This window comes from Gracilimonas sp. (genome assembly GCF_014762685.1).
Classification (GTDB): domain Bacteria; phylum Bacteroidota; class Rhodothermia; order Balneolales; family Balneolaceae; genus Gracilimonas.
In genome coordinates, this window is record NZ_JABURM010000006.1 from 886866 (window position 1) to 913703 (window position 26838).

Below are 26838 nucleotides of genomic sequence, written 5' to 3' on the forward strand. Positions count from 1 at the left end.
GTAAATGTTGAATGATTGTCAATTCAGCATTTCCTGAATATGCTTAATCTCGTCTTCGTTCACAAGATGGCCCATGCCGGGATATAGTTTTTTGGTAACATTTGCATTTAGCTTGGTAAAGACTTCTTCAGATTTGTTTACCCGTTCTTTTGGAATATGAGGATCTGCATCGCTGCAGCCCATGAAGATTGGAGTTTCTTTGAGGTCCCCTTCATATTCTTCCGAATGAACTTCCGGGCCATTTCCAATCATTCCACCACTCAAAGCAATTAATCCGCCATACTTTGCAGGATGCCTTGCAACATACTCAGAGGCTAAACAAGCACCCTGTGAAAACCCTAAAAAGTAGATCTGCCCTTCAGAAAATCCACCAGATTTCAGGTCTTGAACGATGTCGTAGATCTTCTGCAGGCCTGAAGAAAGTCCGGGCTGATTTTGCTCAGAAGGAGCCATAAATGAATAGGGGTACCATGTATTGCCACTGGCTTGTGGAGCCCTTAAGGTGAGTTTCTTGCCAGTCTCAAATTCATTGGCAAGCTGAATGATGCTTGGTGCGGTTGCACCTCGCCCGTGGATCATGATCATGGCTGCATCACCCTCTGATGCCGGAACGCCCCCTTCCGCAATTTGTGTGGGTTGATGCGGGCCTTTGAAATTGGTGTTTTTTTGTACTCGGAATAAGCTCATGGAAATAATTTGTGTAGAATTAAATTTTGTCATTTTAAAAACGTAGGGACACAAGATTTTGTGTCCCTACGTGGTCAAAATTAAATTAGATTTTAGGCTTTAGTAGCTACCTTAATTTCCGGCAGAATCTGTTCGATTTGATCTCTTTTAGATTCCAGCCAGGGCGGTAAAATCAAATGTTCACCCAGCTCTTCGAATTCTTCATCAACCGTGTATCCGGGATCATCCGAAGCCATTTCAAATAGAACACCTGCGGGAATACGGTAATAAACGGAATTGAACCAATGGCGGTCTATAATTTGTGTAGGTTGTAATCCTTTTTTCCCAACCTTTTGCCGAAGCTGTTCCAGCTCTTCTTCGTTTTCGGCACGGTAGGCGATGTGATGTACAATACCCCTTCCGTTTTTGCCATATTCAGGTTTGTCCGATATTTCAATAATGATATTTCGGCCAATGGGTGCTTCGGTTTGATAGAGAGTTTGATTGCCTTCTGCGGCGGCTTCTTCAAAATCAAAAAGATCACCAAGCAGCATTCCGGTATGTTGCTTCTCTGTCAGCAGCATTCGGGCTCCCCAAAATCCTTGTATGGTATGCTCGGCCGGGACAATATAATTTACGTTCTCTACTTTCGGTTTGGCTTCACCTTCAAAAACAATGTCCAGTTCTAAACCATCCGGATCTTTAAACCGTAAAGCTTTTCGCCCAAATACTTCTGTTACCTCATATTGGATATCATTTTCACTCAGGCGCACCTCCCAGTAATCTTTCGAACTTTCGGGAACTTGCAACCCCACGTTTACTACTTCACCTACTCCGGCCTCTCCTTTCACAGCATTGGGCCAGGGGAAAAAAGTGAGGCTGGATCCCGGCTCTCCAGACTGATTTCCATAAAACAGATGGTAGGTTCCGGGATCATCCTGATTGACAGACTTTTTAACCAGTCTCATCCCCAGAATTTGAGTATAAAATTCGGCATTACGTTGAGCATCTCCAGCCAAAGCTGTTATGTGATGTATTCCTTTGTGATGTGTCATAGTTCAATTTTTTGATTCACTTCTTTAACCAAAAGATACAGAAATTCATTCAATAGTTTAACATTAAACTAATTTGTTCTTTCTATTATCAGTATAGAGGGTATATCATCATTGATAAATCTACTCAATTGAAAACCATTAATAATAAAGGAACATAAAGAGCGGATTATTTTTTAATCATTATGAAGTAAATATTTAGCAACCTTAAATAGTTAGAATTATGGACTTAATAGCACAGTCATACATATTACTGGATGTAAGTATAGCCCTTGCTTTAGGAGGTATTTTAGGGCTCGAGCGAGAATGGAAACAAAAACCGGCGGGGTTGAGGACCAATATGATTATAGCAGGATCGGCTGCTTTATTGGTTTCTCTGGGTCGAGTAGTAGTTACGGATTTTGGTCAATTAGCAGCCAGCGAAAGTTATGGTGTGGACCCAATCAGGATGCTTCACGCAGTTATTGTGGGGGTTAGTTTTATTGGTGCAGGAACTATACTGAAAAGTACTTCCAAAACCATGGTTCGATATCTTACCACTTCTGCCACCATTTTAATGGCGGCAGGAATCGGAATCAGCATTGCTTTGAAGCAGTATTTGCTGGGAACCGGAGCTACACTAATACTGGTGATAATTAATTTTCTGTTTACAAAACTAAATAGATATATCTACCAAATTTCAAGCTATGAAAATCCTTACAACCAATAGGATGTGAAGTTCGGGAGTAAGTTTCCGAACTGGTATTCAGAAAATACTTGAATCAAATTGAGAAAGCTTCTTTCTTGGGAAAAATACATTAACATCATTTTTTGCTATGAAAGAAGATAAGCGGATAAGGGATGTATTGGACCTTATTGACCCTCCCAAAGGATTTACCCCATGGCATGGCGGACCTACCCTGATGGGGTGTCTCAGGGGAGTTGAGACAGAACAAGCTGCCTGGAGGGTCACTCCGGAAAGAAATTCTATATGGGATTTAGTGTTACATATGGCTTACTGGAAATATGTGATCATTCGGAAATTGAACCCCGACTATCCTAAAGGTTTTGAACGAAGTCCCGCCAACTTTCCCGAAATCCCGGAAACTCCTTCTGAGAAAGACTGGAAAACAGATAAAATGCTACTTCAGAAAACACATGAAAAACTGATCCGGGAAATCAAAAAATTTCCTGCTGAAAAGCTGGATGAACCATGCCCAACAAAGAAAGGATGGACCTATGCACAATTAATAACCGGGATTGCTGCTCATGATACCTATCACATTGGGCAAATACAGGTGTTGAAACGGTTGTATGAAGAAATGATAGGAGAATAGAGAGAACACTTATAAATTATGTCAAGGCCAAAAAAAATAGATGCAAAAGTAGTAGAAAATATTATTCGGTTCGGCGGTGATATTGAAAAAGAGCGTCCGGTCGATTTTTTCTTTTACTTTCCAACTGAATATGCTGCAACCCAAGTTGAAGTGAAATTGATAAATCTTGGGTTTAATACAAATGTTAATTACTTCAATCCGAATGAAAAATGGTCATTAACCGCAAATAAGAAAATGCAAGTAAGTACTGAAAGAATATATGAAATAAGCCTTTGGTTTGAGAAAATTGCTGAAGAGGAAGGAGGAGAATATGATGGATGGGGTGCTCCAATTTGATTCCAATCTTTGTACCTTTGATTGCAAAATAATGCCATTCACAAAATAGACGCATGAACATCTACGCCATCATCATCCTGGTAACTATTGCCATCGACTTTATTCTCGACCTCACTTCCAACTACCTCAACCTCAAATCCCTCACCAAAGAATTGCCGGATGAATTTGAAGGAGTTTATGATGAGGACACTTATGCCAAATCCCAGGAATACACCAAGGTTCGAACAAAATTTGGATTTCTCACCGGTGGATTTGATTTAGTTCTTGTCTTGGGATTCTGGTTTTCCGGTGGATTCAACTGGCTGGATCAAATAGTTCGGGCCTGGGGCTACGGCGAGTTGGTGACCGGACTGATTTACATCGGGATTTTATTATTGGCCAAGACCATTATTACACTTCCATTCAGTATTTATTCTACTTTTGTAATTGAAGAACGCTTTGGTTTCAATAAAACCACGCCCAAAACTTTTGTATTGGATATGGTGAAGGGATTGGGATTGGGTCTTGCCATCGGAACTCCTTTGCTGGCCGGAATCCTCTGGTTTTTCATGTATGCGGGAGATTTAGCCTGGCTGTATGCCTGGGGAGTTGTGACGGCGTTTACACTTATCATGCAGTACGTAGCACCAACATGGATTATGCCCCTTTTTAACAAATTCACACCTCTCGAAGAAGGTGAATTGCGAACGGCCATTGAAAACTATACCGAGAAGGTAGACTTTCCGCTTCAGGGTTTGTTTGTAATTGACGGCTCCAAACGTTCCAGCAAATCGAATGCTTTTTTTACAGGATTTGGAAAAAATAAAAGAGTGGCTTTGTATGATACGCTGATTGAAAATCATACCAATGATGAATTGGTAGCGGTGTTGGCCCATGAAATTGGCCACTACAAAAAGAAGCATATTATCAAAGGCATGTTAACCAGTATTGTGCAAACCGGGGTAATGTTTTTTCTGCTCTCTGTTTTTCTCCATGCAGAAGGATTATTTGAAGCATTCTATATGGAGCAAATGTCGGTATATGCCGGGCTTATTTTCTTTGGAATGCTGTATGCCCCTATTGATATGATTTTGTCGGTATTCATGCAGATCATTTCTCGTAAGCATGAATTTGAAGCTGATCATTTTGCTGCTGAAACAACCGGCGAGCCGGAGGATATGATTTCGACATTAAAGAAACTCTCCAAAGATAATTTATCGAATCTGACTCCGCATTGGTTTTATGTATTTTTAAACTATTCTCATCCTCCGGTATTGGAGCGGATAAGGGCAATACGAAAAAACTAATTTGTTGATAATGAATACTTCTTCGCCAACCCACACCGAGAAAATCTGGAAAGAGTTCAGCGATCATGTCCGGAATTTTATCCGTGCTAAAGTTGCCACCGATGATGAAGCCGAGGATATCCTGCAGGATATTTTTACGAGAATACATCAAGGTATAGCCAATCTGAAGCATGAAGATCGTGTACAGTCCTGGGTATTTGGGATTGCAAGGCGAGCTTTAGCTGATCATTACCGGAGTAAGAAAAAAAGAGAAAATCTTAAGGGTGAAGCGGCAACAGATGAAACGAAAGAAGCAGAAGATATTCAGCTAAGAAACTATGAAGGAGAACATGATGTACACGAAGAGGTGCTTTCATGGCTGATTCCTATGATTGATGATCTCCCTGAAAAATACAGAATTCCGCTCAAAATGGCTGACGTGGAGGGAAAATCACAACAAGAGATTGCTGATGAATTTGAATTATCATTATCGGGAGCTAAATCAAGAGTGCAGCGGGGACGGGAAAAACTTGGTGAAATTCTGGCCGCATGTTGCGAGATAGAATTTGGAAGAGAAGGCCGTGCCGTGGCTTACCGAAAGGTCAAAAAGGACAGCTGTGAATCTTGTGAATAACCAATAGATCAATCCTGAAAAAAATTTTGCGTCTTTTTTGGCTTTGCTCCGACTACATGGGTGAACATCAATTAACAATCACTCTAAAAAGGAGACCCTATGAAACGTTTACATGTAATGCTCAAAGTAAATGACCTGAACGAATCTATTAAATTCTACAGTGCCTTATTCGGAACTGAACCCACTACCCAAAAAGATGATTATGCCAAATGGCTGATTGAAGATCCAAAGGTGAATTTCTCGATTGCCGAACGTCCCGGTGAAAAGGGGATTGAACATTTGGGAATACAAGCAGAGTCAGAAACCGAACTGGAAGAGATCCGGCTGAATATTGGTCGTGCTTCTAAGGGCGTTACCCGAGATGAAGGCGATACTATTTGCTGCTATGCCAAATCAGATAAATCTTGGATCAGCGATCCGCAAGGTGTAGAGTGGGAAGCATTTTATACATACGGTGAAAGTAAATCTTATACCGAACAAGAAGCTGCTTGTTGCTAATTGAATTATAAGGTGAAAAATAAAAGCCCGGTCAAAAACCGGGCTTTTATTTTAGCTACAGTGGTTAAGAGTAATTACAGCTTGTTGTAACAATTGGAGAAGAGTAAGGTAAAATTTGTTTATTTTCAGTTAAAACGACAAACAATTTTTACCATGAAGAAAAACATAGAGACCATCGCAATTCACGGGAGCATGAGGGAGCATATGGGAGAGAATGATACTATTGTTCCGGGCATTGAGATGTCTACCATTTACGAACACCGTAAAGGGGTACATAAGGAAGGGGACCGGAAATATACCCGGCTTTCAAATCCAAACCGTGATCAGCTTGAAAACGTGATAAAAGAATTGGAAAGCGGCGAACACTGTGCAGCTTTTTCATCCGGAATGGCAGCGATTTCTTCGGTATTCCAGGCGATAGAATCCGGCGCGCATGTGTTGGTCCCGGATGATGTGTATTTTGGAACAAGGAAGCTGGTTTGGGAATTTGCCGAGCGATGGAATCTTGATGTTGACTTCATCGATATGACAGACCTTGATGTTGTTCAATCATCCTTAAAAGAAAACACCAAATTTATTTGGATAGAGACCCCTTCAAATCCACGACTCATGATTACCGACGTGGTTGAAGTAAGTAAGCTAGCTAAATCAAAAGGGGCCATTGTTGCGGTAGATAATACCTGGCCAACACCCTACAATATGCGCCCGCTTGAATTAGGTGCTGATGTAGTAGTACACTCCACGACAAAATATCTGGGAGGACACAGTGATATTCTGGGCGGGGCTGTAATTACAAAAGGAAATAAGGAGCTATTCGAAAAAATACGAACTGTACAGGTGGTACAGGGTGCGGTTTCTTCACCTCAGGACAGCTGGTTACTCAGCAGAAGTATTCGCTCCTTTCCTTACCGAATGCGAGCTCATAATGAAAACGCTCGTAAAGTTGCTTCTTTTTTAAGTAAGCATCCTAAAGTTAAAGTCGTCTATTATCCGGGATTGGAGTCACATCCGGGACATAAAATTGCCAAAGCACAAATGGATGATTTCGGTGGAATGATTTCATTTTTGGTAGAAGGTGGAGCAGATACGGCTATCAAAATTGTAGCTGCTTCTGAAATGATAAAAGCAGCGACCAGTTTAGGCGGAATTGAAAGCATTTGGGAGCACCGGAAATCATCGGAGGGAGAAAGCTCTCCTACTCCTGATAATTTAATTCGCCTGAGTGTGGGTCTGGAACATGCTGATGATATCATCAAGGATTTGGAATTAGCCCTATCTTAATGTCAGGAAAAAACAATAAGAGTGATTTCACGTTTACTTTATTATTAACCATAAATTTATTTTTAAAAGATACTTATTAGATGATATTTAGAAAAGCAATTTTTACCCTGTTATTTTTTACGATTGCTGTTGCTGCATTTGCTCAATCTCAGGATCGCCCGGATATGTTTGAATGGCACGAGCTTGGCGAGGCCCAAAAGTTGGCTGCTGAAAATGATAAAAAAGTATTGGTTTATGCCAATGCAAGATGGTGCACATACTGCAAGAAAATGGAAAAAGAAGTATTCAGCCAAAAATCAGTTCAGGACCTAACGAACCAGCATTTCTATATAGTTTGGATTGATATTGAATCAGACAGGAAGCTTACATTTCGTGGAAAAGAAATGACAGAAATGGAATTCAGTCGCGGTATGAGGATTACAGGTACGCCAACTTTTATTTTTATCGACTCAGAAGGCGAAATTATTGCCGGACAACCCGGGTTTATACCCGAAGATATGTACAGTCAAATACTGAAGTTTGTGGGAAAGGATGCATATCTGGATCAAAGCTTCGAAGAGTTTATTGAAAAGTAAACGGTAATCCTTTCTCAGCGAGTACATTTATTGAGTAAAACCCAACTTCCTACAAATTCAAAGTTGCTGATTTATTAAGGTCCGATTCCGTATCAATATCATTTAAGACCGGAAGCTGTTTGAAGGAGATAGATTGGCTTTTCAGTTGATTGACGGTGTCCTGAAAGACTGAATCATGGCTCCATTTTTTTTCTTTGAAAAGAAATGGAAAATAATGGGTCATGCCTAACAGGTAATAACCGCCATCTTCAGATGGGCCAATAACCACCTGATGGTTATCTAATGCTTCAAAGGCCTTATTTATGGCCTGCGGCGACAAATCTGCACAATCACTGCCTATAATAATGGTCTTTCTATATCCATTTTCAAAAGCTTGCTTGAAGGCAAATTGCATTCGTTCTCCAAGATTTGCCCCCATTTGTGAAAATTTCGAATAATGGTTTATATCCCAAAGGTCGTTTTCTTCAACAGATTGGGAATACCATACCTGCCTGTCACAAGGCAACTCTTCCGTTATATTTTTAGTTATTTGCAGTAATGATTGATAGACCTGAAGGGCTTTTGAATCTCCGACACTTTTTGCCAAACGGGTCTTTACGTATCCCTTTATTGGATTTTTAACAAAAATAAGAATGACATTTTTATTCTCTTTACTCATAAAATGTACTTAAACCGGGTGAATGTTTAGAAAAGTTAAAGCATTTCAGAAAACTCATAATAATAACCGGCATATTGACAGTATTAACCCATGATTTCTTACCCATGTAATATAAATAGAATAACATAAAGTAAGCTTTGGCCGGCATTAAGGTAAAAGAAAAGGAGTTAGTGCATCTTTAATATCACTGATTGAATAATTAAATCAAATTACAATGGGACTTGAATTATTGCACGAATGGCTGATGGGTCTTTCAGAAGATTACAATGTAAATCCATATATTTTTGGAGGAATTTATGTAGGCGCCATCCCCTTTTTTACACTTTCTGTGGCTTGGATCATTCGCAATAAAAGGCAAAAAAAGTCGATTACACTGCCGGTTTTATCAACCGGGTTCTTTTTATCTTCTGCATATATTTACTTGATGATTGCAGGTGAAAATGTACCGGCCTGGGTATATGTGCTAATAATTGGTTTATTGGGATACGGAATCTATTCTACCTTCAGAAAAATTAAGAATAAACAAGAAAATAAAACTGCTGTATGAGTTACCAATATGATTTTATAGTGATAGGGGGCGGAGCCGCAGGTCTGACCGCCGCCGGAATGGGGGCTAACTTTGGGGCAAAAACCCTGATGATTGAAGCCAATAAACTTGGCGGGGATTGCACCTGGACCGGCTGTGTGCCAAGTAAAACGCTTTTACATGCTTCCAAACTGGCAGCAGGTATTAAAGAAGCGGAAGCATTTGGGCACAAATCGGTAAGCCCTTTAAATTTTTCTTCTGTTCTTGAGCATGTTCGAAAAGTGAGGGAAGAAGTGTATGAAGAGGCGGATGATCCTGAAATTTATCGGGACATGGGAGTGGACATTGAATTTGGTAAAGCCCGTTTTGTGAATCCTCATACCATAGCTATTCATAATGATGGAAAAACATCTATAAAGGAAGTCACGGGCAGGTACATCCTGATTGCAACCGGAAGTAAGGCCATGGTTCCCCCTATTAAAGGATTGGATGATGTGCCACACTTAACCAATGAATCTATTTTTGAATTGGAGGAGCAGCCTGAACGGCTGACAATCATCGGAGGTGGGCCTATTGGTGTCGAAATGGCTCAGGCTTTCCAGAGGTTGGGAACACAGGTTACCGTCTTTGATATGCAAGACCGAATACTGGCCAATGATGATAAAGAACTGGCGGCTATGTTATTGAAACGGCTTAAAAGTGAAGGCGTTCAGTTTCAACTATCGGCCGGAGTTAGTGAAATTTCACAAAATGAAGACGGGTCGATTAGGGTGCATGCAGAAGTTGATGGGAAAAATATAACGGAGGATGGAGATGCTCTATTGATGGCGGTGGGCAGGGCAGCAAATTATCAAAGCCTGAATTTGGATGATGCAGGTATTAATTATTCCAAGCGGGGAATAACCGTCAGTGACCGCTGTAAAACCAATATCAATCATATTTATGCAGCGGGAGATGTTACCGGAAGATATCAATTCACGCACATGTCGGAACATATGGCCAAAGTAGCAGCGAGCAATGCCATACTAAAAGTGCCCATGAAAATTGATACCAAACATGTTCCATGGAGTACCTATACCGATCCGGAATTGGCCGGTACCGGGGCAACAGAAAAGCAGCTTCTGGAACAGGGCACTTCATTTGAAACCTACCGGTTCCCATACAGCAAGGTAGACCGTGCAATAACGGATGGGGATACGGATGGCCTGATCAAAATATTTGCCAAAAAATGGAACGGAAAAATTCTTGGAGCAACGATTTACGGAAAGCAAGCTGGCGACTTGATTGGCGAATACGCACTGGCTATGAAAAATGGCATAACCCTCCGAAATATAGCCGATACCATTCATCCTTATCCAACCTATGGACTTGGAGTTCGGCGTGCTGCCGACCAATGGTATGTGAAAAACCAGTCGGAGTGGATGAGTAAATTGGTGAAAAAAGTATTCCGGTATCAAGGTGAAATCCCGGATTTATCGGACAAAGACCGCATTGTTTAATAACTAAAGCTCATAGACGATAAAATCAGGAATCTATGATTTATTCAAAAAGTATAGAGAGGAAGTCAGTCCGGGATTTGGCAGCCCGGTTTTTTGTTTGAGATGAGTCTTCTCTGAAAAACCTGTACATTTCTGCTGTGGAATTTTTTAAAGGTTAAATTAAGAATTGAGTATAATGGCGAGAACAATTAAAGCCCCAACGGGAACAAAGCTAAACTGCAAAAGCTGGCTCACGGAGGCTCCTTTCCGGATGATCCAGAATAACCTGGACCCCGAGGTAGCCGAAAAACCGGAAGAATTGGTGGTGTATGGAGGAATTGGCCGCGCTGCCCGAAATTGGGAAAGTTTTGACGGGATCTTGGAGTCGCTGAAGTCTATGAGTGATGAAGAAACGCTACTTGTTCAGTCCGGGAAGCCGGTTGGTATATTCAAAACCCACAAAGATGCCCCCCGGGTTTTGATTGCGAACTCCAACCTCGTTCCCAAATGGGCAAATTGGGATCACTTCAATGAACTCGATAAAAAAGGCCTGATGATGTACGGTCAGATGACAGCCGGCTCATGGATCTATATTGGCAGCCAGGGGATTGTGCAGGGAACGTATGAGACTTTTGTCTCGATGGGGAAAAAGCATTTTGACGGAGATTTATCCGGAAAATGGATCCTTACCGGCGGACTTGGTGGCATGGGTGGAGCTCAGCCACTTGCAGCAAAAATGGCCGGCGCAAGCATGCTGGCGGTGGAATGCCGGGAATCCCGAATCGACATGAGATTGAAAACAGGCTATGTAGATAAAAAAGCCGCTTCGCTGGATGAAGCACTTGAGATCATTCAGCAATCGGTTCAGGATGAAAAGCCGGTTACGGTAGGTTTACATGGTAATGCTGCGGATATCTATCCGAAATTGTTGGAGCGTAAAATTATTCCAGATGCGGTAACGGATCAAACGAGTGCACATGACCCACTGAACGGGTATCTGCCGCTGGGAATGTCGGTGGAAGAATGGGAAGAAAAACAGAAGTCCAGTCCCAAAGAAGTAATAGAGAAAGCAAAAAAATCCATTGCTGTTCAGGTTAAGGCGATGTTGGAATTTCAGGAGCAAGGAATTCCTGTATTTGACTACGGAAATAACATCCGGCAGGAAGCTTTTGATGAAGGTGTGAATGATGCTTTCAATATTCCCGGGTTTGTGCCGGAATATATTCGTCCGCTTTTCTGCAAAGGTATTGGCCCGTTTCGCTGGGTAGCCCTTTCGGGAGATCCCGAGGATATCTACAAGACCGATGAAAAAGTGAAAGAGCTCATTCCTGATGACCCTCACCTCCACAACTGGCTGGATATGGCCAAAGATCAAATTCATTTCCAGGGATTGCCTTCGCGCATTTGCTGGGTGGGATTGGGACAGCGCCATAAGCTTGGATTGGCTTTCAATGAAATGGTCCGCAGCGGCGAACTGAAAGCGCCTGTGGTTATAGGCCGTGATCACCTGGACTCAGGTTCAGTGGCAAGCCCCAACCGCGAAACCGAAGGCATGAAAGACGGCTCGGATGCCGTTTCTGACTGGCCGATTTTAAATGCGCTATTGAATACTTCTTCCGGTGCTACCTGGGTTTCTTTTCATCACGGGGGGGGAGTGGGAATGGGCTTCTCTCAGCATGCCGGACTGGTGATCGTCTGTGACGGAACCGAAGATGCCGACCGAAGATTGGAGCGAGTGCTTTGGAATGATCCCGCAAGCGGTGTTATGCGCCACGCCGATGCGGGTTATGATATCGCTATTGATTGTGCGAAGGAGCATCAATTAAAATTGCCGTTTTTAAAGTAAATTAGTTGCCATGTAGAGGCGTATCGCGATACGCCCTTACGGTAGAAATGGCAACCACAAAATTTAAATTATGTCAAACCTACTTATCCAAAACATCTCACAGATTGCCTCCCCAAAACCGGGGGTTGTTCGGGGTTCTGAACTTCGAAGCCTGAATGTGATTGAGGAAGGCGCAATCTATATTGAAGAGGGAAATATAAAAGCCGTTGGGCAATTAAGTGAGGTATTGAATCATGTGGAAGGCCATCCGGTAATTCTGGATGCCGAGGGAAAAGCGGCCGTTCCCGGGTTTGTGGATTCGCATTCACATTTGGTCTTTGGTGGTAATCGCGCCGATGAATTTGCCATGCGTTCGGCCGGAATGAGCTATGAAGAGATTGCTGAGAAAGGGGGCGGAATAGTTTCAACCGTTGAAGCTACCAGAAAAGCTTCCAAAGAAGAATTGAAAGACTTAGCCCGAATCCGGCTTCAAAAGACGCTGAAGCAAGGCATCACCACCATGGAAATTAAAAGCGGGTATGGGCTGGATTTGGAAACAGAACGTAAAATGCTGGCGGTGATAAACGAGCTGAAAGAAGAACAGCCGATTGAGCTTACCGCTACTTTTTTAGGAGCTCATGCCGTTCCCAAAAACTCCACCAAAGAAGAATACCTGCAACAGGTGCTGGAAATGATTCCTGAGATTGCAGACCTGGCGGAGTATTGCGACGTATTTTGTGAAGACGGATATTTCACCAAAGAAGAATCCCGAAAAGTACTCATGAAAGGAGTTGAACATGGGCTTCAGCCCAAACTTCACACCAACCAATTCAACGATATTGGCGGGGTGGAAATGGCGCTGGAGCTGGGAGCTGTTTCTGTAGATCATCTGGAAGTATTAAGTGACGAGGACATTCAGAAAATCGCACGTTCCGAAACCGTAGCCACGGTTCTGCCCGGGGTTTCCTACTTTCTGAATATCCCATACTCACCGGCGCGAAAATTATTGGATGCAGGGGCTTTGGTAGCATTGGCTACTGATTTCAATCCCGGTTCTTCAATGACCATCTCTATGCAGCTGCTTATGAGTATGGCTTGTACCAAAATGGGAATGTCGGTGGAAGAAGCGCTGAGTTGTGCGACCCAAAATGGAGCTAAAGCCCTTGAGAAAAATAAACTGGGGTGTATCACACCGGGATTTCAAGCGGACATTTTATTACTGGATTCTGATAATTACAGAGATTTGGCGTATTTCTTTGGTGAAAACCATGTACATACGGTCATTAAAAAAGGAGAGAAGGTATGGGAATTGAGAAGCTAAAAGATATTTTGAATCCTGTTTCAGAAGAGCTGAGACAGCTTCGGTCGCACGACAAGCATGATCACTGGTTGGTTCAGGAAATCAGGTTTGAAGAGCAGGGTTATTCCGATGCCACATATGTACTTATTGGCTGTCCGCAGCACGAAGGGGTTCGCAGAAATAGCGGCCGGGTTGGAGCGGCAGAGGCACCGGATAAAATCCGGGAGCAGTTGTATAAATTACAGGTTGAAGAGGATTTGTCTGTGCGGGTTTTTGATGCGGGTAACGTGATCGCTGATTTTTTTGATTTCACTGATGACACAGATTCTCACGAAATAAATCAAACACCTGATGCTTTAGAGGAAATTCATAATAGGTTGACAAAGGCAGTATCTAAGTTTTTGAGAGATGGGAAGAAGGTGATTGTACTGGGTGGGGGGAATGATATTTCGTATGCGGATGTACGTGCACTTTCAGCAGTTGAGCGGGATATTTCAGCCCTAAATATTGATGCCCACCTGGATATGCGCAATGCAGAAAGAATAACCAGCGGAACCCCATATCGAAAACTCATTGAAGATGGCTATTTGAATCCCCGGAATCTACATGAATTTGGAATACGCCGGGAAAGTAATGGGGCGTTCTATTTAAATTCAGCGTATGACCTTGGAGTGCATATTCATTATTTGTCGGAGTTGATAAAAGAGGGGGTGGCTGAATCTTTTCAAAATATCATAGATGAAATTGGCGAACACCCCTTTTTTCTCGGATTGGACATGGATTCCATTCAGGCTGCGGATGCACCGGGTGTGAGTGCTTGTTCTCCAAATGGTCTTTCGGGGAGGGAAGTAATGCAGATAATCCATTATGCCAAACCAAAAGAAAACCTGAAGCTGTTCGAGATTACCGAAGTTAACCCCAAATATGATATTGATAATCGGACGGTGAAATTGGCTGCTCAGTTGGTATATGGGTTTTTATTTGGACAGTAATTAGCACTTAAGTAATAAAGATTGGCTCAGCGAGCTGGTTTGCATATCATGTTTAGCTTGGTATTCATCACATCTTAATAAACATAAGCTGTATTATAGTCTAAAACGATTTTTTTCGTAAACCTTTTTAAGAGAGTTTCTGCCATCATCTTCTTGTATCAATGTTATTCATTGAATATGAGATAATTCAAAGACTTTTTTGGACGATAGTCTGTGTAAAAAGTATGGGCTTATGAATAGGTTCTTTTAATTATTGCAAATTACAACAGGTTAGTATTTAATTATAATCGATGGTAAAAAGGGAAAGGATACAAAAACTTTTTGGTGAAGTCGTAAAGAAGGAGCGGAAAAGGCAAAAATTAACCCAGTCAGATTTGGCAGAACGGTCTAATCTGGATAACACGTATATCTCACAAATAGAGCGGGGTCTTGCTAATCCAAGTATTTACACAGCTTATAAAATATCAGGCTCCCTGGGTTTGAGTGAGTATGAAGTTTTTCAAAAAATGAGCATGGAAAACGGGGAGAACTTAGCAAGCTCAAATGATGCAGTGGATGAATTGGAAATCATTTATAATGCCATCGTTAAGCTTGATGCCAGTTTACTGCTGACCACTACCCATGACGATGACTACAGAATTATTTACTGTAATGATGCCTTTCTAAAGTTTACCAATAGCGACAGAAGTGAGTTAATTGGTAAAAAGTTTATGGATATTTTAGCCGATGGAAAAAATGATAAAGATCTCCATAATTATTTGAGCCAGCTCAAAGATGTACCCTCAAAAGGAGAATTTATAGCCGGGTTCGATGAGAACGGTAAAGATTTGGATGTAAAAATTAACGCTTCACCGATTCTGAGTAAAAATAATCAGGTTGAAAAACACTTGTTTATCCTTCAAAAGAAACTCTATAAAATAAAATCTGATTCCGGCCAGGAAAGCTCACATACCGTTGATAAGTATAAAACCTTGTTAACGGAGACAAATCATCGTTTAAAGAATAATCTTGCAATTATTGTGGGCATTATCGACATAAAAATTCTTGACGCGAAAGATAATGATACCAGGGCCGTGTTAAAGGACACTCAATTGAGAATCAGTGCAATCGCCCATATTCATGAATTATTGACAAACTCAGAAGATCATTCGAAAATTGAAATCAGGGAGTACTTAGAAAATCTTACGAGTGTTATTACAAGTACTTATGAATTTAAAAAGGGTATAAATCTTAAAACAGTTATTGGGATAGATAATTTGGGGATGAATGAAATTATCACGCTTGGGCTGTTGATTAATGAACTGGTTACGAATTCCTATAAATATGCTTTTCCCAATGAGAATAAAGGAGAGGTAAATCTTCGTTTAAATCCGGGCAAAGACGGGAAAATTAAGTTTTATTACAGCGACAATGGGAGAGGATTTGATAAAAGAATATTTGAAAAAGGCCAAACCTTAGGTTTTAGCCTGATCCATGCTTTCCTTGAACAGTTACAGGCTAGTGAAGTAAATGTAGATACTGAAAATGGATTTAAGCTTGAGTTTGAAATGTGAACGGCAAGCTAAAGGGATTCTAAAACGGTTAAAAATTATTCCCAAATCACCGTAGTGCCTACATCTTCCCCATCTACTACAATTTTTTTCAAATTGCCTTTTTTGTTCATATTGAACACGATAATTGGGGTTTTATTTTCGCGGCAGAGGGTGAAAGCGGTGAGATCCATTACCGATAGGCGACGCTTAAGGACTTCATCTCCGGTAATTACATCAAATTTCTCAGCATCTCCGTTTTTTTCAGGATCAGAGTCAAAGATACCGTCCACACGGGTACCTTTTAGAATTACATCAGCCTCAATTTCAATAGCGCGAAGTGAACCGGCGGTATCGGTGGTGAAGTAAGGATTTCCGGTTCCGGCCCCGAAAATAACCACGCGGCCTTTTTCCAGATGACGAACCGCTCGGCGGCGAATATAAGGTTCAGCAATAGCTTCCATTCGGATGGCACTCATTAGCCGGGTTTGAACGCCGATTTGTTCGAGGGCATCCTGCAGGGCCATACTGTTAATCATGGTGGCCAGCATGCCCATGTAATCGCCCTGTACACGATCCATCCCCTGAGTAGCTCCTTTCACCCCGCGGAAAATATTTCCGCCTCCAATTACCACAGAAACCTGAACTCCGGCTTCCTGAATGGATTGAATTTCCTTTGCATATTCGCTGAGAATATCAGCGTCTATACCATGACCTTGTTCGCCTAAAAGTGACTCTCCACTAAGCTTGAGAAGCACTCTGTTGTATTTATTTCCCACGTTATCCTGTATTAGTGATTATATGACAAAAAAAAGGCTGCCAAATCTGACAGCCTTAATGTAAAGAAAATTTATTAAGCGTTTTCGCCAAGTTGAAGCCGATGGAACGACTTAACCAGGGGAGCATCGTTCTGCTCCAGGTATTCTTTGACTGAAAGGCTGTTATCTTTTACAAACTTCTGTTCCAGAAGTACACGCTCTTCGTAGAAACGGCGAAGTTTTCCTTTGGCCGCTTGTTCTGCGATATGTTCAGGCTTGCCTTCGTTCAGTAACTGCTCTTTAGCGATTTCAAGCTCTTTCTCAACAAGGGAAGAATCAACACCGTCGCGGGTTACAGAAAGTGGCTTCATGGCAGCAACCTGCATGGCAACATCTTTTCCGATTTCGTCGTCAGTAAGATCTCCGTCAAACTCTGCAAGTACACCTAATTGGTTTCCGGGGTGGATATAGGAAATCAGAGTTCCATCGGTAGTTGCCAATACAACATTATTGATCTCAATTTTTTCTCCGATTTTACCCACCATTTCTTCCAGGTGCTTCTCAATAGTAAGTCCGTCAACTTCAACTCCAAGCAAATCTTTAACATTGTCGATGTCGTTTTCAAATGCAGCGTTCAGGAATGATTCGGCATCAGCCTGAAATTCTTCGTTTCGGGCTACAAAGTCGGTCTCACAATTAATTTCAATAAGAACGGCTTTGGTCTTGTCCTCTGAAATACGGCTCAAAATCAAACCTTGATTAGCTTCACGATCTGCTCTTTTTTCGGAAACTTGCTGTCCTTTCTTACGCAGGTTTTCAACAGCTTGGTCAAAATCACCGTTTGCTTCGGAGAGGGCTTTTTTGCAATCCATCATACCCGCTCCGGTCATGTCTCTAAGTTTTTTTACGTCTGCAGCAGAAATACTCATTTTTTCTGAATAGTATTTAATAGTTGAAATTATTCTTCTTCGTCGTTGCTGTCAGCATCTGCTTTTGCTTCTGCTTTGTCAGCTTTTTTGTCTTCTTTTTTATTCTTGTCGCCTTTTTTCTTGCGGCGCGAACGAAGTTTAGTTCCTTTGGCAGCGTCTTTTACATCAACGTCGCTGCTGTCATCTTTACCACTTTCGCCTTTAGCGTCAGCGGCAGCTTGTTCCATTACATCTTCTTCTTGTTGTGCTTCACGCTCGGCAGAACCTTCGATAATTGCATCTGCAATTTGAGTGGTTACCAGCTGAATGGTACGTGCTGAGTCATCATTGCAAGGAACAATGTAATCAGGAACATCAGGATCACTGTTCGTGTCAACCATCGCAATAATTGGGATATGAAGTTTGATGGCTTCGTTTACAGCCAGGTGCTCTTTAATGATATCTACCACGAAGATAGCACCGGGCAGGCGTCCCATGTTTTTAATACCACCTAAGGCATCATTCAGTTTGTCTTGCTCACGCTGAAGCATCAAGCCTTCCTTTTTGGTGAGTTCGTCAAACGTACCGTCGGTTTTCATTTTTTCGATTTCCTCCATACGGGAAATACTTTTGCGAACGGTGCTGAAGTTGGTAAGCATTCCACCCATCCAGCGATGCGTAATATGCGGCATGCCGCAGCGCAGGGCTTCTGTTTTAATGATTTCGGTAGATTGCTTTTTAGTTCCTACAAAAAGAATGGTTTTACCGGCTCGGGAAAGTTTTTGAACTTCATCGAGGGCTTCTTGTAAATATTTTTGAGTTTTTTTCAGGTCAATGATGTGAATCCCGTTTCGCTCCATAAAGATGAAGTCTTTCATTTTAGGATTCCATCGGCGGGTGAGGTGACCGAAGTGTGCGCCTGACTTAAGCAGGTCTTGTATAGATGCAGCTTTTGGCATTGTATTAGTTATGTAAGTTTAGGTTAATCCTCTATGCGGGTCATCCCCGAGAGCGTTAATCCTGAGTCAATTAAGCTCAGAACACCAAACGCAGGGTCGCCACATATGTGTGATTTAGTTTTAGTGTGGTTATTGGTTAAAGGTGTAATGGTTAATCGGTGGTCGAATAACCATTTCCATATAACGAATAACGAAATTATCGTTTAGAGAACTGGAATTTCTTACGAGCTTTAGGCTGACCGTATTTCTTACGCTCTACCATTCTGTCATCTCGGGTAAGAAGGCCGTGTCCTTTAAGAACATCGTGCATTTCTTCGTTCTCTCCGTCCAAAGCACGGGCAAGTGCGTGAGAGATGGCTCCGGCCTGACCGGTACTTCCACCACCACGAACAGTGATTTTAATGTCGTATTTACCTTCTGTTTCAGTAACAGTCATTGGAAACATAGCAATGTTACGACGTGCTTTTACTGGAAAATATTCTTCAATGGGTTTGTGGTTGACGAGAATTTCGCCTTTACCCGGCTTGATATACAAACGGGCAGTTGCTGTTTTTCGTCGTCCTATGTAATTCGCTTGTGCCATTATTTAGTTCTGGATGGATTAAAGCTCAATGATTTCTGGTTCTTGCGCGGTATGCGGATGTACAGGGCCTGCATAAACTCTCAGGTTGGTCGCAATTTTGCGCCCCAACTTGGTTTTAGGCAGCATGCCTCGTACGGCAGTTGTAACTAAAGATGTAGGATCTTTCTCCATCATTTCTTCAGCCGTAGTAAAGCGCTCTCCGCCCGGGTAAAAGGTGTGATGGAAATAAGTTTTATCCGTCATCTTTTTACCGGTTAGCTTCACCTTTTCAGCGTTGATAACAACTACGTTATCACCGGTGTCCATATGTGGGGTGAAGGTCGGCTTGTTCTTGCCTCTCAAAATTTTTGCAATCTCGCTACTCAGTCGGCCCAATGGCTGATCTTCAGCGTCAATGAGCACCCATTTCTTGTCAATATCACTGGGTTTTGCTGAGTATGTCTTAAAACTTAATGTGTCCACGATTAAACTCGTTTATTTTGTCTTATTGGAAAGTCGAATAAGATAGAAGTAATTATCGTAGATATCAATATCAGATTGCATAAAAGTTTAGTGACTTGTTCCTCGTTGCATAGCTCCGCTTTGCAATGACAACCCGAGACAAAATCACCAAATCACGTAAATCAATAATCTCAATAGATACTTGTTAAAGACAAAGCCCAAAAAAATTGGTACCTTTGGGGATAAGGAGAAAGAAAATCTAAATCGAGATACTAATGAGCGACAAACTAAAGCAAACCAGAGTAGAATTTGAAACCGGTTCAGGCAAAGCCTTCCTATACAGCCTGGAAAAATTGAAGGAGCAGGGGTATGAAAATATTGCCAAGCTGCCTTTTTCCGTAAAGATATTGTTGGAGGCCGTTCTGCGTGAATTCGACGGCTATGCGGTTACTGAAAAAGATATTGAAGCACTGGCAAGCTATAATGCCAAAGATCCGCAGGGGGAAATTCCATTCAAACCATCACGTGTAGTACTTCAGGATTTTACCGGTGTACCTGCCGTTGTTGACCTTGCTGCACTTCGTTCTGCTATGAAGCGCATGGGCGGTAAAGCTACCGACATCAATCCTCAGGTTCCTGTGGATCTGGTTATTGACCACTCCGTTCAGGTGGATATGTTCGGGCAGGATGCTGCACTCATGTTCAACGTTGAGAAAGAGATGGAACGTAACAATGAGCGCTATGAATTTCTGAAGTGGGGTAAAGAAGCTTTTGATAATTTTCGTGTGGTGCCTCCGGGGCGTGGAATCGTTCACCAGGTGAATTTGGAATATTTAGGACGCGGTGTTTTCACCCGTAAAGAAGAAGACGGTTCCACAACTGCTTATCCGGATACTTTGGTGGGAACCGATTCTCACACTACCATGATCAACGGGCTTGGAATTCTCGGCTGGGGTGTTGGCGGAATTGAAGCGGAAGCAGCAATGCTTGGCCAGCCTATTTCCATGCTGGTACCCGAAGTAACGGGAATGAAATTGACCGGAAAACTTCGGGAAGGAGTAACGGCAACCGACCTTACACTTACCGTAACCCAAATGCTTCGTCAGCACGGCGTGGTTGGTAAGTTTGTAGAATTTTACGGCGACGGCCTCAGCAACATGAGCTTGCCTGATCGTGCAACTATCGCGAATATGGCTCCTGAATATGGGGCCACCATGGGCTTCTTCCCAATTGATGAAGAAGCACTGCGATACATGAGAAGAACCGGTCGATCTGAAGAGCTGGTGCAGTTGGTAGAGAATTACACCAAAGCCCAGGGCTTGTACCGAACCGATGATACTCCTGATCCTGAATTTTCTTCTACTTTGGAATTAGATCTGAGCACGGTAGAAACTTCACTTGCCGGGCCTAAACTTCCGCACGACCGTATTGCACTCGGCAATATGAAAAAGGCTTTCGAAAACTCTCTGACAAGTGATAATCCTACCATGGGATTCAACCTTGCTCAAGAGAAACTGGCCAATAAAGGGATTTACAAAAACGGCCAGGAAATTGAGATGAAGCACGGTGATGTTGTGATTGCCGCTATCACCTCCTGTACCAACACTTCAAACCCAAGCGTGATGCTGGGTGCGGGAATTGTAGCCAAGAAAGCGTACGAAAAAGGACTTAAAGTTCCTGCTTATGTGAAAACTTCACTGGCTCCGGGTTCACGTGTTGTAACCGAATATTTAAATGAAGCCGGGCTTACCGAGTATATGGACAAGCTCGGGTTCAATCTGGTAGGTTACGGATGCACAACCTGTATCGGTAATTCAGGCCCATTACCTGAACCGGTTGAGAAGGCTATTAAAGAAGGTGACTTAATCGCAGCCGGTGTACTTTCAGGGAACCGAAACTTTGAGGGCCGTATTCACCCATATGTGAAAGCAAATTACCTGGCTTCACCGCCACTCGTAGTAGCTTATGCACTTGCCGGGAGCGTGGATATCGATCTTGCTACTGAGCCTTTGGGTAAAGACAAAGACGGAAATGAGGTTTATCTGAAGGATATCTGGCCAACAACGGCAGAAATTGCAGAACATCTGGATGCGGCTATCCGTCCTGAGCTATTTGAAAAGATGTATGGTGATATTTTTGAATCTCCAACCTGGGAGGAAATCCCGGTTTCAGGCGGAGATTTATTTAACTGGAGCGAAAAGTCAACTTACATTCAGGAACCTCCATTTTTTATGGGGATGTCTGAAGAACCTGAGCCCATTAAGCCCATTAAAGGAGCAAGGGCATTGGTAAAAGTGGGTGATTCAATCACAACTGATCATATTTCTCCTGCAGGTAATATTGATGAAGAGTCTCCTGCCGGAAAGTATTTAAAAGATCATGGCGTTGAGAAAGCCGACTTCAACTCTTATGGTTCTCGTCGAGGTAACGACCGTGTTATGACGCGCGGAACTTTTGCCAATGTTCGTTTTAAGAATCAATTGGCCCCGGGTACCGAAGGCGGATTTACTAAGTATTTCCCGGATGATGAAATCACTACCATTTATGATGCATCTCTGAAATACAAGGAATCCAATACTCCGCTGGTAGCATTGGCCGGGAAGCAGTATGGAACGGGCTCGTCTCGTGACTGGGCTGCCAAAGGTACAGCACTGCTTGGTGTAGAAGCTGTGATTGCAACTTCTTATGAGCGGATTCACAGGTCTAATCTCATCCAAATGGGTGTACTTCCTTTGCAATTTAAAGACGGAGAAAGTGCAGACAGCCTTGGGTTGGACGGTTCAGAAACATTCGATATTCACGTGGATGATAATGTTCAGGCACGTCAGGAAATAAAAGTTACCGCTACTAAAACAAATGGCGAAGAAATCAACTTTACGACCGATTGCAGAATTGATACCCCGGTAGAAGTGGATTACTATCGCAATGGTGGAATCCTGCATACGGTACTTCTTGACTACCTCAAGAAAAGTAAGGCGGAGAACTAACGACTCAGATTCAGAAACCTGAAATTTAAAAAAGCACCGTTTGAAGCGGTGCTTTTTTTATTTGAGGGAGATAACCTTGGTTTTTTAAAAAATATAAGCGATTCACTCAATTTTTTTTATATTGATTACCCTAAGATATAAATACGGGTATAAGTTATTAGCAATCTAAAAAAGGATATTGCCTCTCATTTCCCCGAGGGTGTCGGGCGGAAAGATTTGTTACTTCATGTAATTGAGGGTATTAACAGAACGTTTGAGCTAAAAAAAGTTCTGGAAGCATGCATGGAAGCTACGCAAATAGTCATGAATGCCGAAGCCAGTTCATTGATGTTGCTGGACGAAAAAACCGGCGAGTTGAATGTCAGTATTCCTACCGGACCGGTAAAAGAAGAAATTACAGGTACGGTTATCCCTAAAGATAAAGGTATTGGGGGTTGGGTTTTGTCATATAACAAACCCTTTATTTCTAACGATGTGTCCGAGAGTGATATATTTTGGAAGGACCTTTCTACTGATTTCATCACCCGGAATATTATATGTGTGCCTTTGAGGGATACTGAGAGAAATATTTTTGGAGTGTTACAGGCGATCAATAAAAAGAAAAATAAATCCTTTACGGATAGTGATTTGCAAGTACTGGAATCACTGGCTTTGCATGTTTCTACAGCTATTGAACGCTCCAGGAAATATGAGGAAATGGTCCGAAAGCTGGAGGATCGTGAAGTCGAAATTTCTGAAATTCATCATCGGCTCAAAAATAATCTTTCCACCATTTGTGCGCTGCTTGAATTTGACTTGAGTGATCTTAAAGACCCGAAATCACGAAGAGCGCTTGCTTCTACTAATTCAAGATTGAAATCAGTTGCAGAAGCTCATTCTTTGCTGTATGAACAAAAACAAATGGCATCTGTAGAACTTTCAGAGTATTTAAGGTCTGTCATTCAAAATGTTGAACGCATCTTCGAAGAACCGGAGAAAGACATTAATGTTCAGGTAAGATTTGATACGATTGAACTGGATGCAAACCGGGCAATGCTTTGCGGATTAATGGTTAACGAATTGCTGATTAACGCATATAAGCATGCTTTTGTGGATCGGGATACAGGAGAAATTGTTGTCAACCTTAAAAAAACGCCTAATAATAAGATTGCAGTAATTGTTACTGATAACGGGATTGGCATTGGGCCAACAGGTGACTCAGAAGAATCATTGAAACCCAATGGTCATTTTATTTTGAGAGCATTATCGAAAAAATTAAAGGCTGATCTGAGTTTTGATGAAAATCCTGATATTGGAACCGCAATTATTTTTTCATTCCGGGCTTAAATCCACTGTTTTTCGAGTCCTCTCATCGTAAATTTTTTTGCTACTTTTGTTTGAATTGGGCTTTTCAACATCCCCCGAATAAAAATATTTCTAAGAAAAGGAATAGCTTGTTTTCGGCCTAAAATCATATTTATTTCTGCTCTCAGAGCTACTTTTTTGGCAATCTTTTGCTGCTTTTGGTTGTAAACATCGGTATGGCGTGTGGAAAATGTTTTCGAAAGTTCCCAGGCATCCAGCCAGCCTAAATTCATTCCCTGTCCTCCGATAGGACTCACTACATGAGCAGAATCTCCGGCAAGAAAAACTCGTTTTTTGGCAAAAGTTTCCGCCATAAAATGCTGTACGCCAAAACTGCTAAGCATTGTGTTTTTTGCGGATGCCAGGTTATACCCAATTCGGTCTAAAACGAGTTTTATGAGTAAGAGAGGGGTTGGGTTTGAAATATATGAATCCGTTTTTACCACCCATCTCCGCATTCCATTGGGTAATGGGAAACATTCAATAAGTCCATCTTTGGGGAGAAAGACGGCAGCATCGGGGCCAAATTCAGTGGTGTCTTCAAAATCTCCCATAATGTAGGTGTCATTATAATGCTTGCCGGAATAGTGAATAGAAGCCTGTTGGCGGACAAGGCTGTTTTTCCCATCACAACCCACTATAAAGTCTGCTGTTAAATGAGAGTTTTCATGATCTGACGTATAATTGATTTCGACCCGGTTTTGATCTTGATTGAATTGCTGAAATTCTGCCCCGGTAACAAGAACATTGCTATCCAGTTTATTTAATTCGTTCCGTAAAATACTTTCTGTAGTGAACTGAGGACAGGCTAAAATATAATTATGAGGTTTGGGGCAGCGTTCAAATGAAATTTTACCAAGTGTTTTATTTTCGGTCAGGGCTATTCCTTTCCTTATTTTTAACCCGTGTTCAAGAAATGATGTTGTAATGTCCACTTTATCGAAAAGCTCCAGAGATACAGGATGTATACCGAGGGAGCGGGAATCAGCGATAGGATTTTTACGTTTCTCCAATACCCTGCAGTTAATTCCTTTTTTGAGTAAGCAAATAGCCAGGAATAACCCCACCGGGCCGCCGCCTATGATTGCAACCGGTATGTGATTTTCAGGACTTGTCATGAATAAGTAACAATCGAAATGGAAACATGCTTTTTACTTTCCAGGATGAGGGTGACACGGCTAGCAATTCTTTAAAGGTAAAGCTCCGTTTTATGGAGGTTAAGCCGTCTTTGGTAATGAACGAGTTGTTGAAAATTAACCGGGAGAATAGGTTGAAAAGAACATAGCCGATGCTACTTCTTTCAATATCGTTGAAAATGACTTTCCGGGAGGCAAGTTGTTTTGCTTCATTCAGGAGGAGGGGAACCTGATTATCATGAAGGTGATGGAGAACGTGGTTGGAAATAACAAAATCGAACTTCTTGTGTTCACTTACCAGGTCTGTAGATGAGGCGTATTTCCAGTAAATCTGTTTTGCTGGATATTCAGCTTGTACATAATCAAGTGCCCGGCGGTCAATGTCGATAGCTGTAATTTTAAGATTTATGCCATCTTGCTCTGCCCACTCAGATAATTTAACGGTTACATCACCGCCACCAAACCCAATATCCAGTAATGAGTATGCTTTCTCTTCTTGCATCAACGGACGTAATTCTTTTTTATAGACTTTCTTCCATTGGGAAAGTAACCGGTTGATGACTGAAAATTGTCGGTATGTGTTATTCAGCAATACCTGATTGCAATCTTCACGATCCATCTCTTCTGTGAGTTGAGGCTGTCTTTTAGTTAAAAACCGGAACATAGAATTGATCGATTCATTTAGGATGATGCACTGCCATCAGACTGCTTTCGATTGTAAGCCCCGGACCGAACGCCATGGACATGATATTTTGCCCGTGTTCAAGTTTAGAGTTCATTAATCGTTTTAATACAAATAAGACGGTGGCACTACTCATATTTCCATATTTGGCAAGCACATCGCGGGATGCCGAAACCTGGTGATGTTCTAACTCCAAAACACTTTCTATTTTATCAATAATTGACCGTCCGCCGGGATGAAGAGCCCAATAATCAATGTCCTTTCCCGAAAGGTGATATTGATCATAAAGTGGCTGAATGGCCGGCTCCAGATTATCCCGGATAATATCCGGGACGTAGGTTGAAAGTATCATATCAAATCCGGCATCACCGATCGTCCAAGCCATATCTTTTTCTCCGTTTGGGGCTAACGATGATGCAAATTGAGTGAGTTCAAAACTTTGCTTTTTTGGGGCTTTCGAGGATACAATTATACCGGCTGCACCATCAGAAAAAACCGACCCTGAAAGTAAATTGTCAATGTCATTTTTAAACTGAAAGTGAAGGGTACATAACTCAGCACTTACTAATAACACTACGGCATCAGGGTCAGCAATGCAAAAAGATTGTGCCATTTTAAGAGCGGGAAAAGCGGCGTAACATCCCATGAATCCCACATGAAACCGCTGGGTTGAGGGTTTCAATTTCAGGGCTTTCACAATTTCATAATCCGGGCCCGGAGCGTAAAATCCAGTACAAGAAACGGTAATTACATGCGTAATTTCATCTGAAGAAAGGTGAGGATTATCCGCAAGTAGCTGCCTGCTTACATCTACAAAAAGTTTTTTCGATTCGGTTTCGTAAACCTGATTTCGAGTGGCTGTGCCGGGATTGCTTTTTACTTCTCCGTTAAAAAACAATGTACCATTTTGATTAGGTACAAAATCTTCTATTACCGAGTGGCGTTTTTCAATCCCGGACTGGGTGTATATTCGGTGAATGAGAGCCCGGGTTTTTCGATCCGTGCCAATATGCTTCTTCATGACCTCTCGAATATGCTGTTGGTCGCTGGAGAATGGGGGAACGGAGGTAGATATGTCGTGAATGAAAACAGGCATGCAGTAGAATAAC

The 26838-nt window shown here is 42.0% G+C and carries 27 protein-coding genes; 16 read left to right on the forward strand and 11 right to left on the reverse strand.

Translation table 11 applies throughout. The annotated features are described in order from the left end of the window. Positions 1-18: 18 nt before the first annotated feature. Together HUJ22_RS13515 and HUJ22_RS13520 are read right to left on the reverse strand one after the other, a co-directional pair. The gene (locus HUJ22_RS13515; RefSeq protein ID WP_290878230.1) at positions 19-687 is read right to left on the reverse strand and encodes a dienelactone hydrolase family protein; all 669 of its coding nucleotides are present in this window, start codon (positions 685-687) and stop codon (positions 19-21) included. 92 nt (positions 688-779) lie between these two features. After that, positions 780-1721, reverse strand: a complete 942-nt coding sequence (locus HUJ22_RS13520) for a VOC family protein (RefSeq protein ID WP_290878231.1) — start codon at positions 1719-1721, stop codon at positions 780-782. Between the two features lie 220 nt (positions 1722-1941). Here HUJ22_RS13520 and HUJ22_RS13525 point away from each other — a divergent pair, with 220 nt between their 5' ends. From HUJ22_RS13525 to HUJ22_RS13560, 8 genes are all read left to right on the forward strand, one after another. Beyond that, on the forward strand, positions 1942-2427 hold the full coding sequence (locus HUJ22_RS13525; protein ID WP_290878232.1) for an MgtC/SapB family protein: 486 nt from the start codon (positions 1942-1944) through the stop codon (positions 2425-2427). 106 nt (positions 2428-2533) lie between these two features. Then, complete coding sequence (locus HUJ22_RS13530; protein ID WP_290878233.1) at positions 2534-3034, forward strand: DinB family protein; 501 nt, start codon at positions 2534-2536, stop codon at positions 3032-3034. An 18-nt stretch (positions 3035-3052) separates the two neighbouring features. Further along, entirely contained in the window at positions 3053-3370 is a 318-nt protein-coding gene (locus HUJ22_RS13535) for a ribonuclease E inhibitor RraB (protein WP_290878234.1), read from the forward strand. Between the two features lie 53 nt (positions 3371-3423). Beyond that, positions 3424-4656 carry a M48 family metallopeptidase gene (locus HUJ22_RS13540; RefSeq protein ID WP_290878235.1) on the forward strand — a complete coding sequence of 411 codons (1233 nt, stop codon included), beginning with the start codon at positions 3424-3426 and terminating at the stop codon, positions 4654-4656. 10 nt (positions 4657-4666) lie between these two features. Next, complete coding sequence (gene sigZ, locus HUJ22_RS13545; protein ID WP_290878236.1) at positions 4667-5269, forward strand: RNA polymerase sigma factor SigZ; 603 nt, start codon at positions 4667-4669, stop codon at positions 5267-5269. Between the two features lie 99 nt (positions 5270-5368). Next, entirely contained in the window at positions 5369-5767 is a 399-nt protein-coding gene (locus tag HUJ22_RS13550) for an ArsI/CadI family heavy metal resistance metalloenzyme (protein WP_290878237.1), read from the forward strand. Between the two features lie 153 nt (positions 5768-5920). Beyond that, positions 5921-7048, forward strand: a complete 1128-nt coding sequence (locus HUJ22_RS13555) for an aminotransferase class I/II-fold pyridoxal phosphate-dependent enzyme (RefSeq protein ID WP_290878238.1) — start codon at positions 5921-5923, stop codon at positions 7046-7048. 80 nt (positions 7049-7128) lie between these two features. After that, entirely contained in the window at positions 7129-7623 is a 495-nt protein-coding gene (locus tag HUJ22_RS13560; RefSeq protein WP_290878239.1) for a thioredoxin fold domain-containing protein, read from the forward strand. Positions 7624-7672: 49 nt separating this feature from the next. On the opposite strand, the gene HUJ22_RS13565 is transcribed toward HUJ22_RS13560, so the two are convergent. Beyond that, complete coding sequence (locus HUJ22_RS13565) at positions 7673-8281, reverse strand: TIGR04282 family arsenosugar biosynthesis glycosyltransferase (RefSeq protein ID WP_290878240.1); 609 nt, start codon at positions 8279-8281, stop codon at positions 7673-7675. A 214-nt stretch (positions 8282-8495) separates the two neighbouring features. Between HUJ22_RS13565 and HUJ22_RS13570 the strand changes: the two genes are divergently transcribed. From HUJ22_RS13570 to HUJ22_RS13595, 6 genes are all read left to right on the forward strand, one after another. Beyond that, positions 8496-8828 carry a hypothetical protein gene (locus tag HUJ22_RS13570; protein WP_290878241.1) on the forward strand — a complete coding sequence of 111 codons (333 nt, stop codon included), beginning with the start codon at positions 8496-8498 and terminating at the stop codon, positions 8826-8828. Next, entirely contained in the window at positions 8825-10306 is a 1482-nt protein-coding gene (locus HUJ22_RS13575) for an FAD-dependent oxidoreductase (protein WP_290878242.1), read from the forward strand. Before HUJ22_RS13570 ends, HUJ22_RS13575 begins: the two co-directional genes overlap by 4 nt. A gap of 175 nt (positions 10307-10481) precedes the next feature. Continuing rightward, on the forward strand, positions 10482-12131 hold the full coding sequence (gene hutU / locus HUJ22_RS13580) for a urocanate hydratase (protein ID WP_290878243.1): 1650 nt from the start codon (positions 10482-10484) through the stop codon (positions 12129-12131). Positions 12132-12201: 70 nt separating this feature from the next. Further along, positions 12202-13431 carry an imidazolonepropionase gene (hutI, locus tag HUJ22_RS13585; RefSeq protein ID WP_290878244.1) on the forward strand — a complete coding sequence of 410 codons (1230 nt, stop codon included), beginning with the start codon at positions 12202-12204 and terminating at the stop codon, positions 13429-13431. Then, a complete protein-coding gene (locus HUJ22_RS13590) occupies positions 13413-14402 on the forward strand; it encodes a formimidoylglutamase (RefSeq protein ID WP_290878245.1) in 990 nt (329 codons plus the stop codon). The genes hutI and HUJ22_RS13590 overlap by 19 nt, the downstream gene beginning before the upstream one ends. Positions 14403-14692: 290 nt before the next feature. After that, complete coding sequence (locus HUJ22_RS13595; protein WP_290878246.1) at positions 14693-15955, forward strand: histidine kinase dimerization/phosphoacceptor domain -containing protein; 1263 nt, start codon at positions 14693-14695, stop codon at positions 15953-15955. A gap of 35 nt (positions 15956-15990) precedes the next feature. Here HUJ22_RS13595 and pyrH read toward each other — a convergent pair whose 3' ends face one another. The 5 genes from pyrH to rplM all read right to left on the reverse strand — a co-directional run bounded on the left by pyrH (position 15991) and on the right by rplM (position 19601). Further along, positions 15991-16710: a UMP kinase gene (gene pyrH / locus HUJ22_RS13600; RefSeq protein ID WP_290878247.1), complete on the reverse strand. Its 720-nt coding sequence runs from the start codon at positions 16708-16710 to the stop codon at positions 15991-15993. Positions 16711-16784: 74 nt separating this feature from the next. After that, positions 16785-17618: a translation elongation factor Ts gene (gene tsf / locus HUJ22_RS13605; protein WP_290878248.1), complete on the reverse strand. Its 834-nt coding sequence runs from the start codon at positions 17616-17618 to the stop codon at positions 16785-16787. Positions 17619-17647: 29 nt separating this feature from the next. Then, a complete protein-coding gene (gene rpsB / locus HUJ22_RS13610) occupies positions 17648-18556 on the reverse strand; it encodes a 30S ribosomal protein S2 (RefSeq protein WP_366871097.1) in 909 nt (302 codons plus the stop codon). Positions 18557-18752: 196 nt separating this feature from the next. After that, positions 18753-19139 (reverse strand): 30S ribosomal protein S9, encoded by a 387-nt coding sequence (gene rpsI, locus HUJ22_RS13615; protein ID WP_290878249.1) that lies wholly within the window; start codon positions 19137-19139, stop codon positions 18753-18755. 18 nt (positions 19140-19157) lie between these two features. Continuing rightward, complete coding sequence (rplM, locus tag HUJ22_RS13620) at positions 19158-19601, reverse strand: 50S ribosomal protein L13 (RefSeq protein ID WP_290878250.1); 444 nt, start codon at positions 19599-19601, stop codon at positions 19158-19160. Positions 19602-19855: 254 nt separating this feature from the next. Between rplM and acnA the strand changes: the two genes are divergently transcribed. Continuing rightward, a complete protein-coding gene (gene acnA, locus HUJ22_RS13625) occupies positions 19856-22567 on the forward strand; it encodes an aconitate hydratase AcnA (protein ID WP_290878251.1) in 2712 nt (903 codons plus the stop codon). Between the two features lie 216 nt (positions 22568-22783). Continuing rightward, complete coding sequence (locus HUJ22_RS13630) at positions 22784-23893, forward strand: histidine kinase dimerization/phosphoacceptor domain -containing protein (protein WP_290878252.1); 1110 nt, start codon at positions 22784-22786, stop codon at positions 23891-23893. Here HUJ22_RS13630 and HUJ22_RS13635 read toward each other — a convergent pair. Genes HUJ22_RS13635 through HUJ22_RS13645 form a run of 3 tightly spaced genes read right to left on the reverse strand, consistent with a single transcriptional unit; the run spans position 23890 to position 26825 of the window. Then, positions 23890-25029: an NAD(P)/FAD-dependent oxidoreductase gene (locus tag HUJ22_RS13635; protein WP_290878253.1), complete on the reverse strand. Its 1140-nt coding sequence runs from the start codon at positions 25027-25029 to the stop codon at positions 23890-23892. The two genes, HUJ22_RS13630 and HUJ22_RS13635, sit on opposite strands and share 4 nt — an antisense overlap. Next, a complete protein-coding gene (locus HUJ22_RS13640; protein ID WP_290878254.1) occupies positions 25016-25711 on the reverse strand; it encodes a methyltransferase domain-containing protein in 696 nt (231 codons plus the stop codon). Before HUJ22_RS13640 ends, HUJ22_RS13635 begins: the two co-directional genes overlap by 14 nt. A 13-nt stretch (positions 25712-25724) precedes the next feature. Continuing rightward, positions 25725-26825, reverse strand: coding sequence for a type III polyketide synthase (locus HUJ22_RS13645; RefSeq protein WP_290878255.1), 1101 nt, complete (start codon positions 26823-26825; stop codon positions 25725-25727). Positions 26826-26838: the final 13 nt, after the last annotated feature.

Excerpts from the sequence above, each read along its gene's own strand:
- rpsI (WP_290878249.1), bottom strand. The coding sequence starts at position 19,139 with ATGGCACAAGCGAATTACATAGGACGACGAAAAACAGCAACTGCCCGT.
- HUJ22_RS13645 (WP_290878255.1), bottom strand. The coding sequence starts at position 26,825 with ATGCCTGTTTTCATTCACGACATATCTACCTCCGTTCCCCCATTCTCC.
- HUJ22_RS13520 (WP_290878231.1), bottom strand. The coding sequence starts at position 1,721 with ATGACACATCACAAAGGAATACATCACATAACAGCTTTGGCTGGAGAT.
- hutU (WP_290878243.1), top strand. The coding sequence starts at position 10,482 with ATGGCGAGAACAATTAAAGCCCCAACGGGAACAAAGCTAAACTGCAAA.
- HUJ22_RS13515 (WP_290878230.1), bottom strand. The coding sequence starts at position 687 with ATGAGCTTATTCCGAGTACAAAAAAACACCAATTTCAAAGGCCCGCAT.
- HUJ22_RS13640 (WP_290878254.1), bottom strand. The coding sequence starts at position 25,711 with ATGTTCCGGTTTTTAACTAAAAGACAGCCTCAACTCACAGAAGAGATG.
- HUJ22_RS13550 (WP_290878237.1), top strand. The coding sequence starts at position 5,369 with ATGAAACGTTTACATGTAATGCTCAAAGTAAATGACCTGAACGAATCT.
- HUJ22_RS13570 (WP_290878241.1), top strand. The coding sequence starts at position 8,496 with ATGGGACTTGAATTATTGCACGAATGGCTGATGGGTCTTTCAGAAGAT.
- HUJ22_RS13635 (WP_290878253.1), bottom strand. The coding sequence starts at position 25,029 with ATGACAAGTCCTGAAAATCACATACCGGTTGCAATCATAGGCGGCGGC.
- acnA (WP_290878251.1), top strand. The coding sequence starts at position 19,856 with ATGAGCGACAAACTAAAGCAAACCAGAGTAGAATTTGAAACCGGTTCA.
- HUJ22_RS13575 (WP_290878242.1), top strand. The coding sequence starts at position 8,825 with ATGAGTTACCAATATGATTTTATAGTGATAGGGGGCGGAGCCGCAGGT.
- tsf (WP_290878248.1), bottom strand. The coding sequence starts at position 17,618 with ATGAGTATTTCTGCTGCAGACGTAAAAAAACTTAGAGACATGACCGGA.
- HUJ22_RS13595 (WP_290878246.1), top strand. The coding sequence starts at position 14,693 with ATGGTAAAAAGGGAAAGGATACAAAAACTTTTTGGTGAAGTCGTAAAG.
- HUJ22_RS13530 (WP_290878233.1), top strand. The coding sequence starts at position 2,534 with ATGAAAGAAGATAAGCGGATAAGGGATGTATTGGACCTTATTGACCCT.
- HUJ22_RS13560 (WP_290878239.1), top strand. The coding sequence starts at position 7,129 with ATGATATTTAGAAAAGCAATTTTTACCCTGTTATTTTTTACGATTGCT.
- HUJ22_RS13540 (WP_290878235.1), top strand. The coding sequence starts at position 3,424 with ATGAACATCTACGCCATCATCATCCTGGTAACTATTGCCATCGACTTT.
- HUJ22_RS13555 (WP_290878238.1), top strand. The coding sequence starts at position 5,921 with ATGAAGAAAAACATAGAGACCATCGCAATTCACGGGAGCATGAGGGAG.
- HUJ22_RS13565 (WP_290878240.1), bottom strand. The coding sequence starts at position 8,281 with ATGAGTAAAGAGAATAAAAATGTCATTCTTATTTTTGTTAAAAATCCA.
- HUJ22_RS13590 (WP_290878245.1), top strand. The coding sequence starts at position 13,413 with ATGGGAATTGAGAAGCTAAAAGATATTTTGAATCCTGTTTCAGAAGAG.
- sigZ (WP_290878236.1), top strand. The coding sequence starts at position 4,667 with ATGAATACTTCTTCGCCAACCCACACCGAGAAAATCTGGAAAGAGTTC.
- HUJ22_RS13525 (WP_290878232.1), top strand. The coding sequence starts at position 1,942 with ATGGACTTAATAGCACAGTCATACATATTACTGGATGTAAGTATAGCC.
- hutI (WP_290878244.1), top strand. The coding sequence starts at position 12,202 with ATGTCAAACCTACTTATCCAAAACATCTCACAGATTGCCTCCCCAAAA.
- HUJ22_RS13535 (WP_290878234.1), top strand. The coding sequence starts at position 3,053 with ATGTCAAGGCCAAAAAAAATAGATGCAAAAGTAGTAGAAAATATTATT.
- rpsB (WP_366871097.1), bottom strand. The coding sequence starts at position 18,556 with ATGCCAAAAGCTGCATCTATACAAGACCTGCTTAAGTCAGGCGCACAC.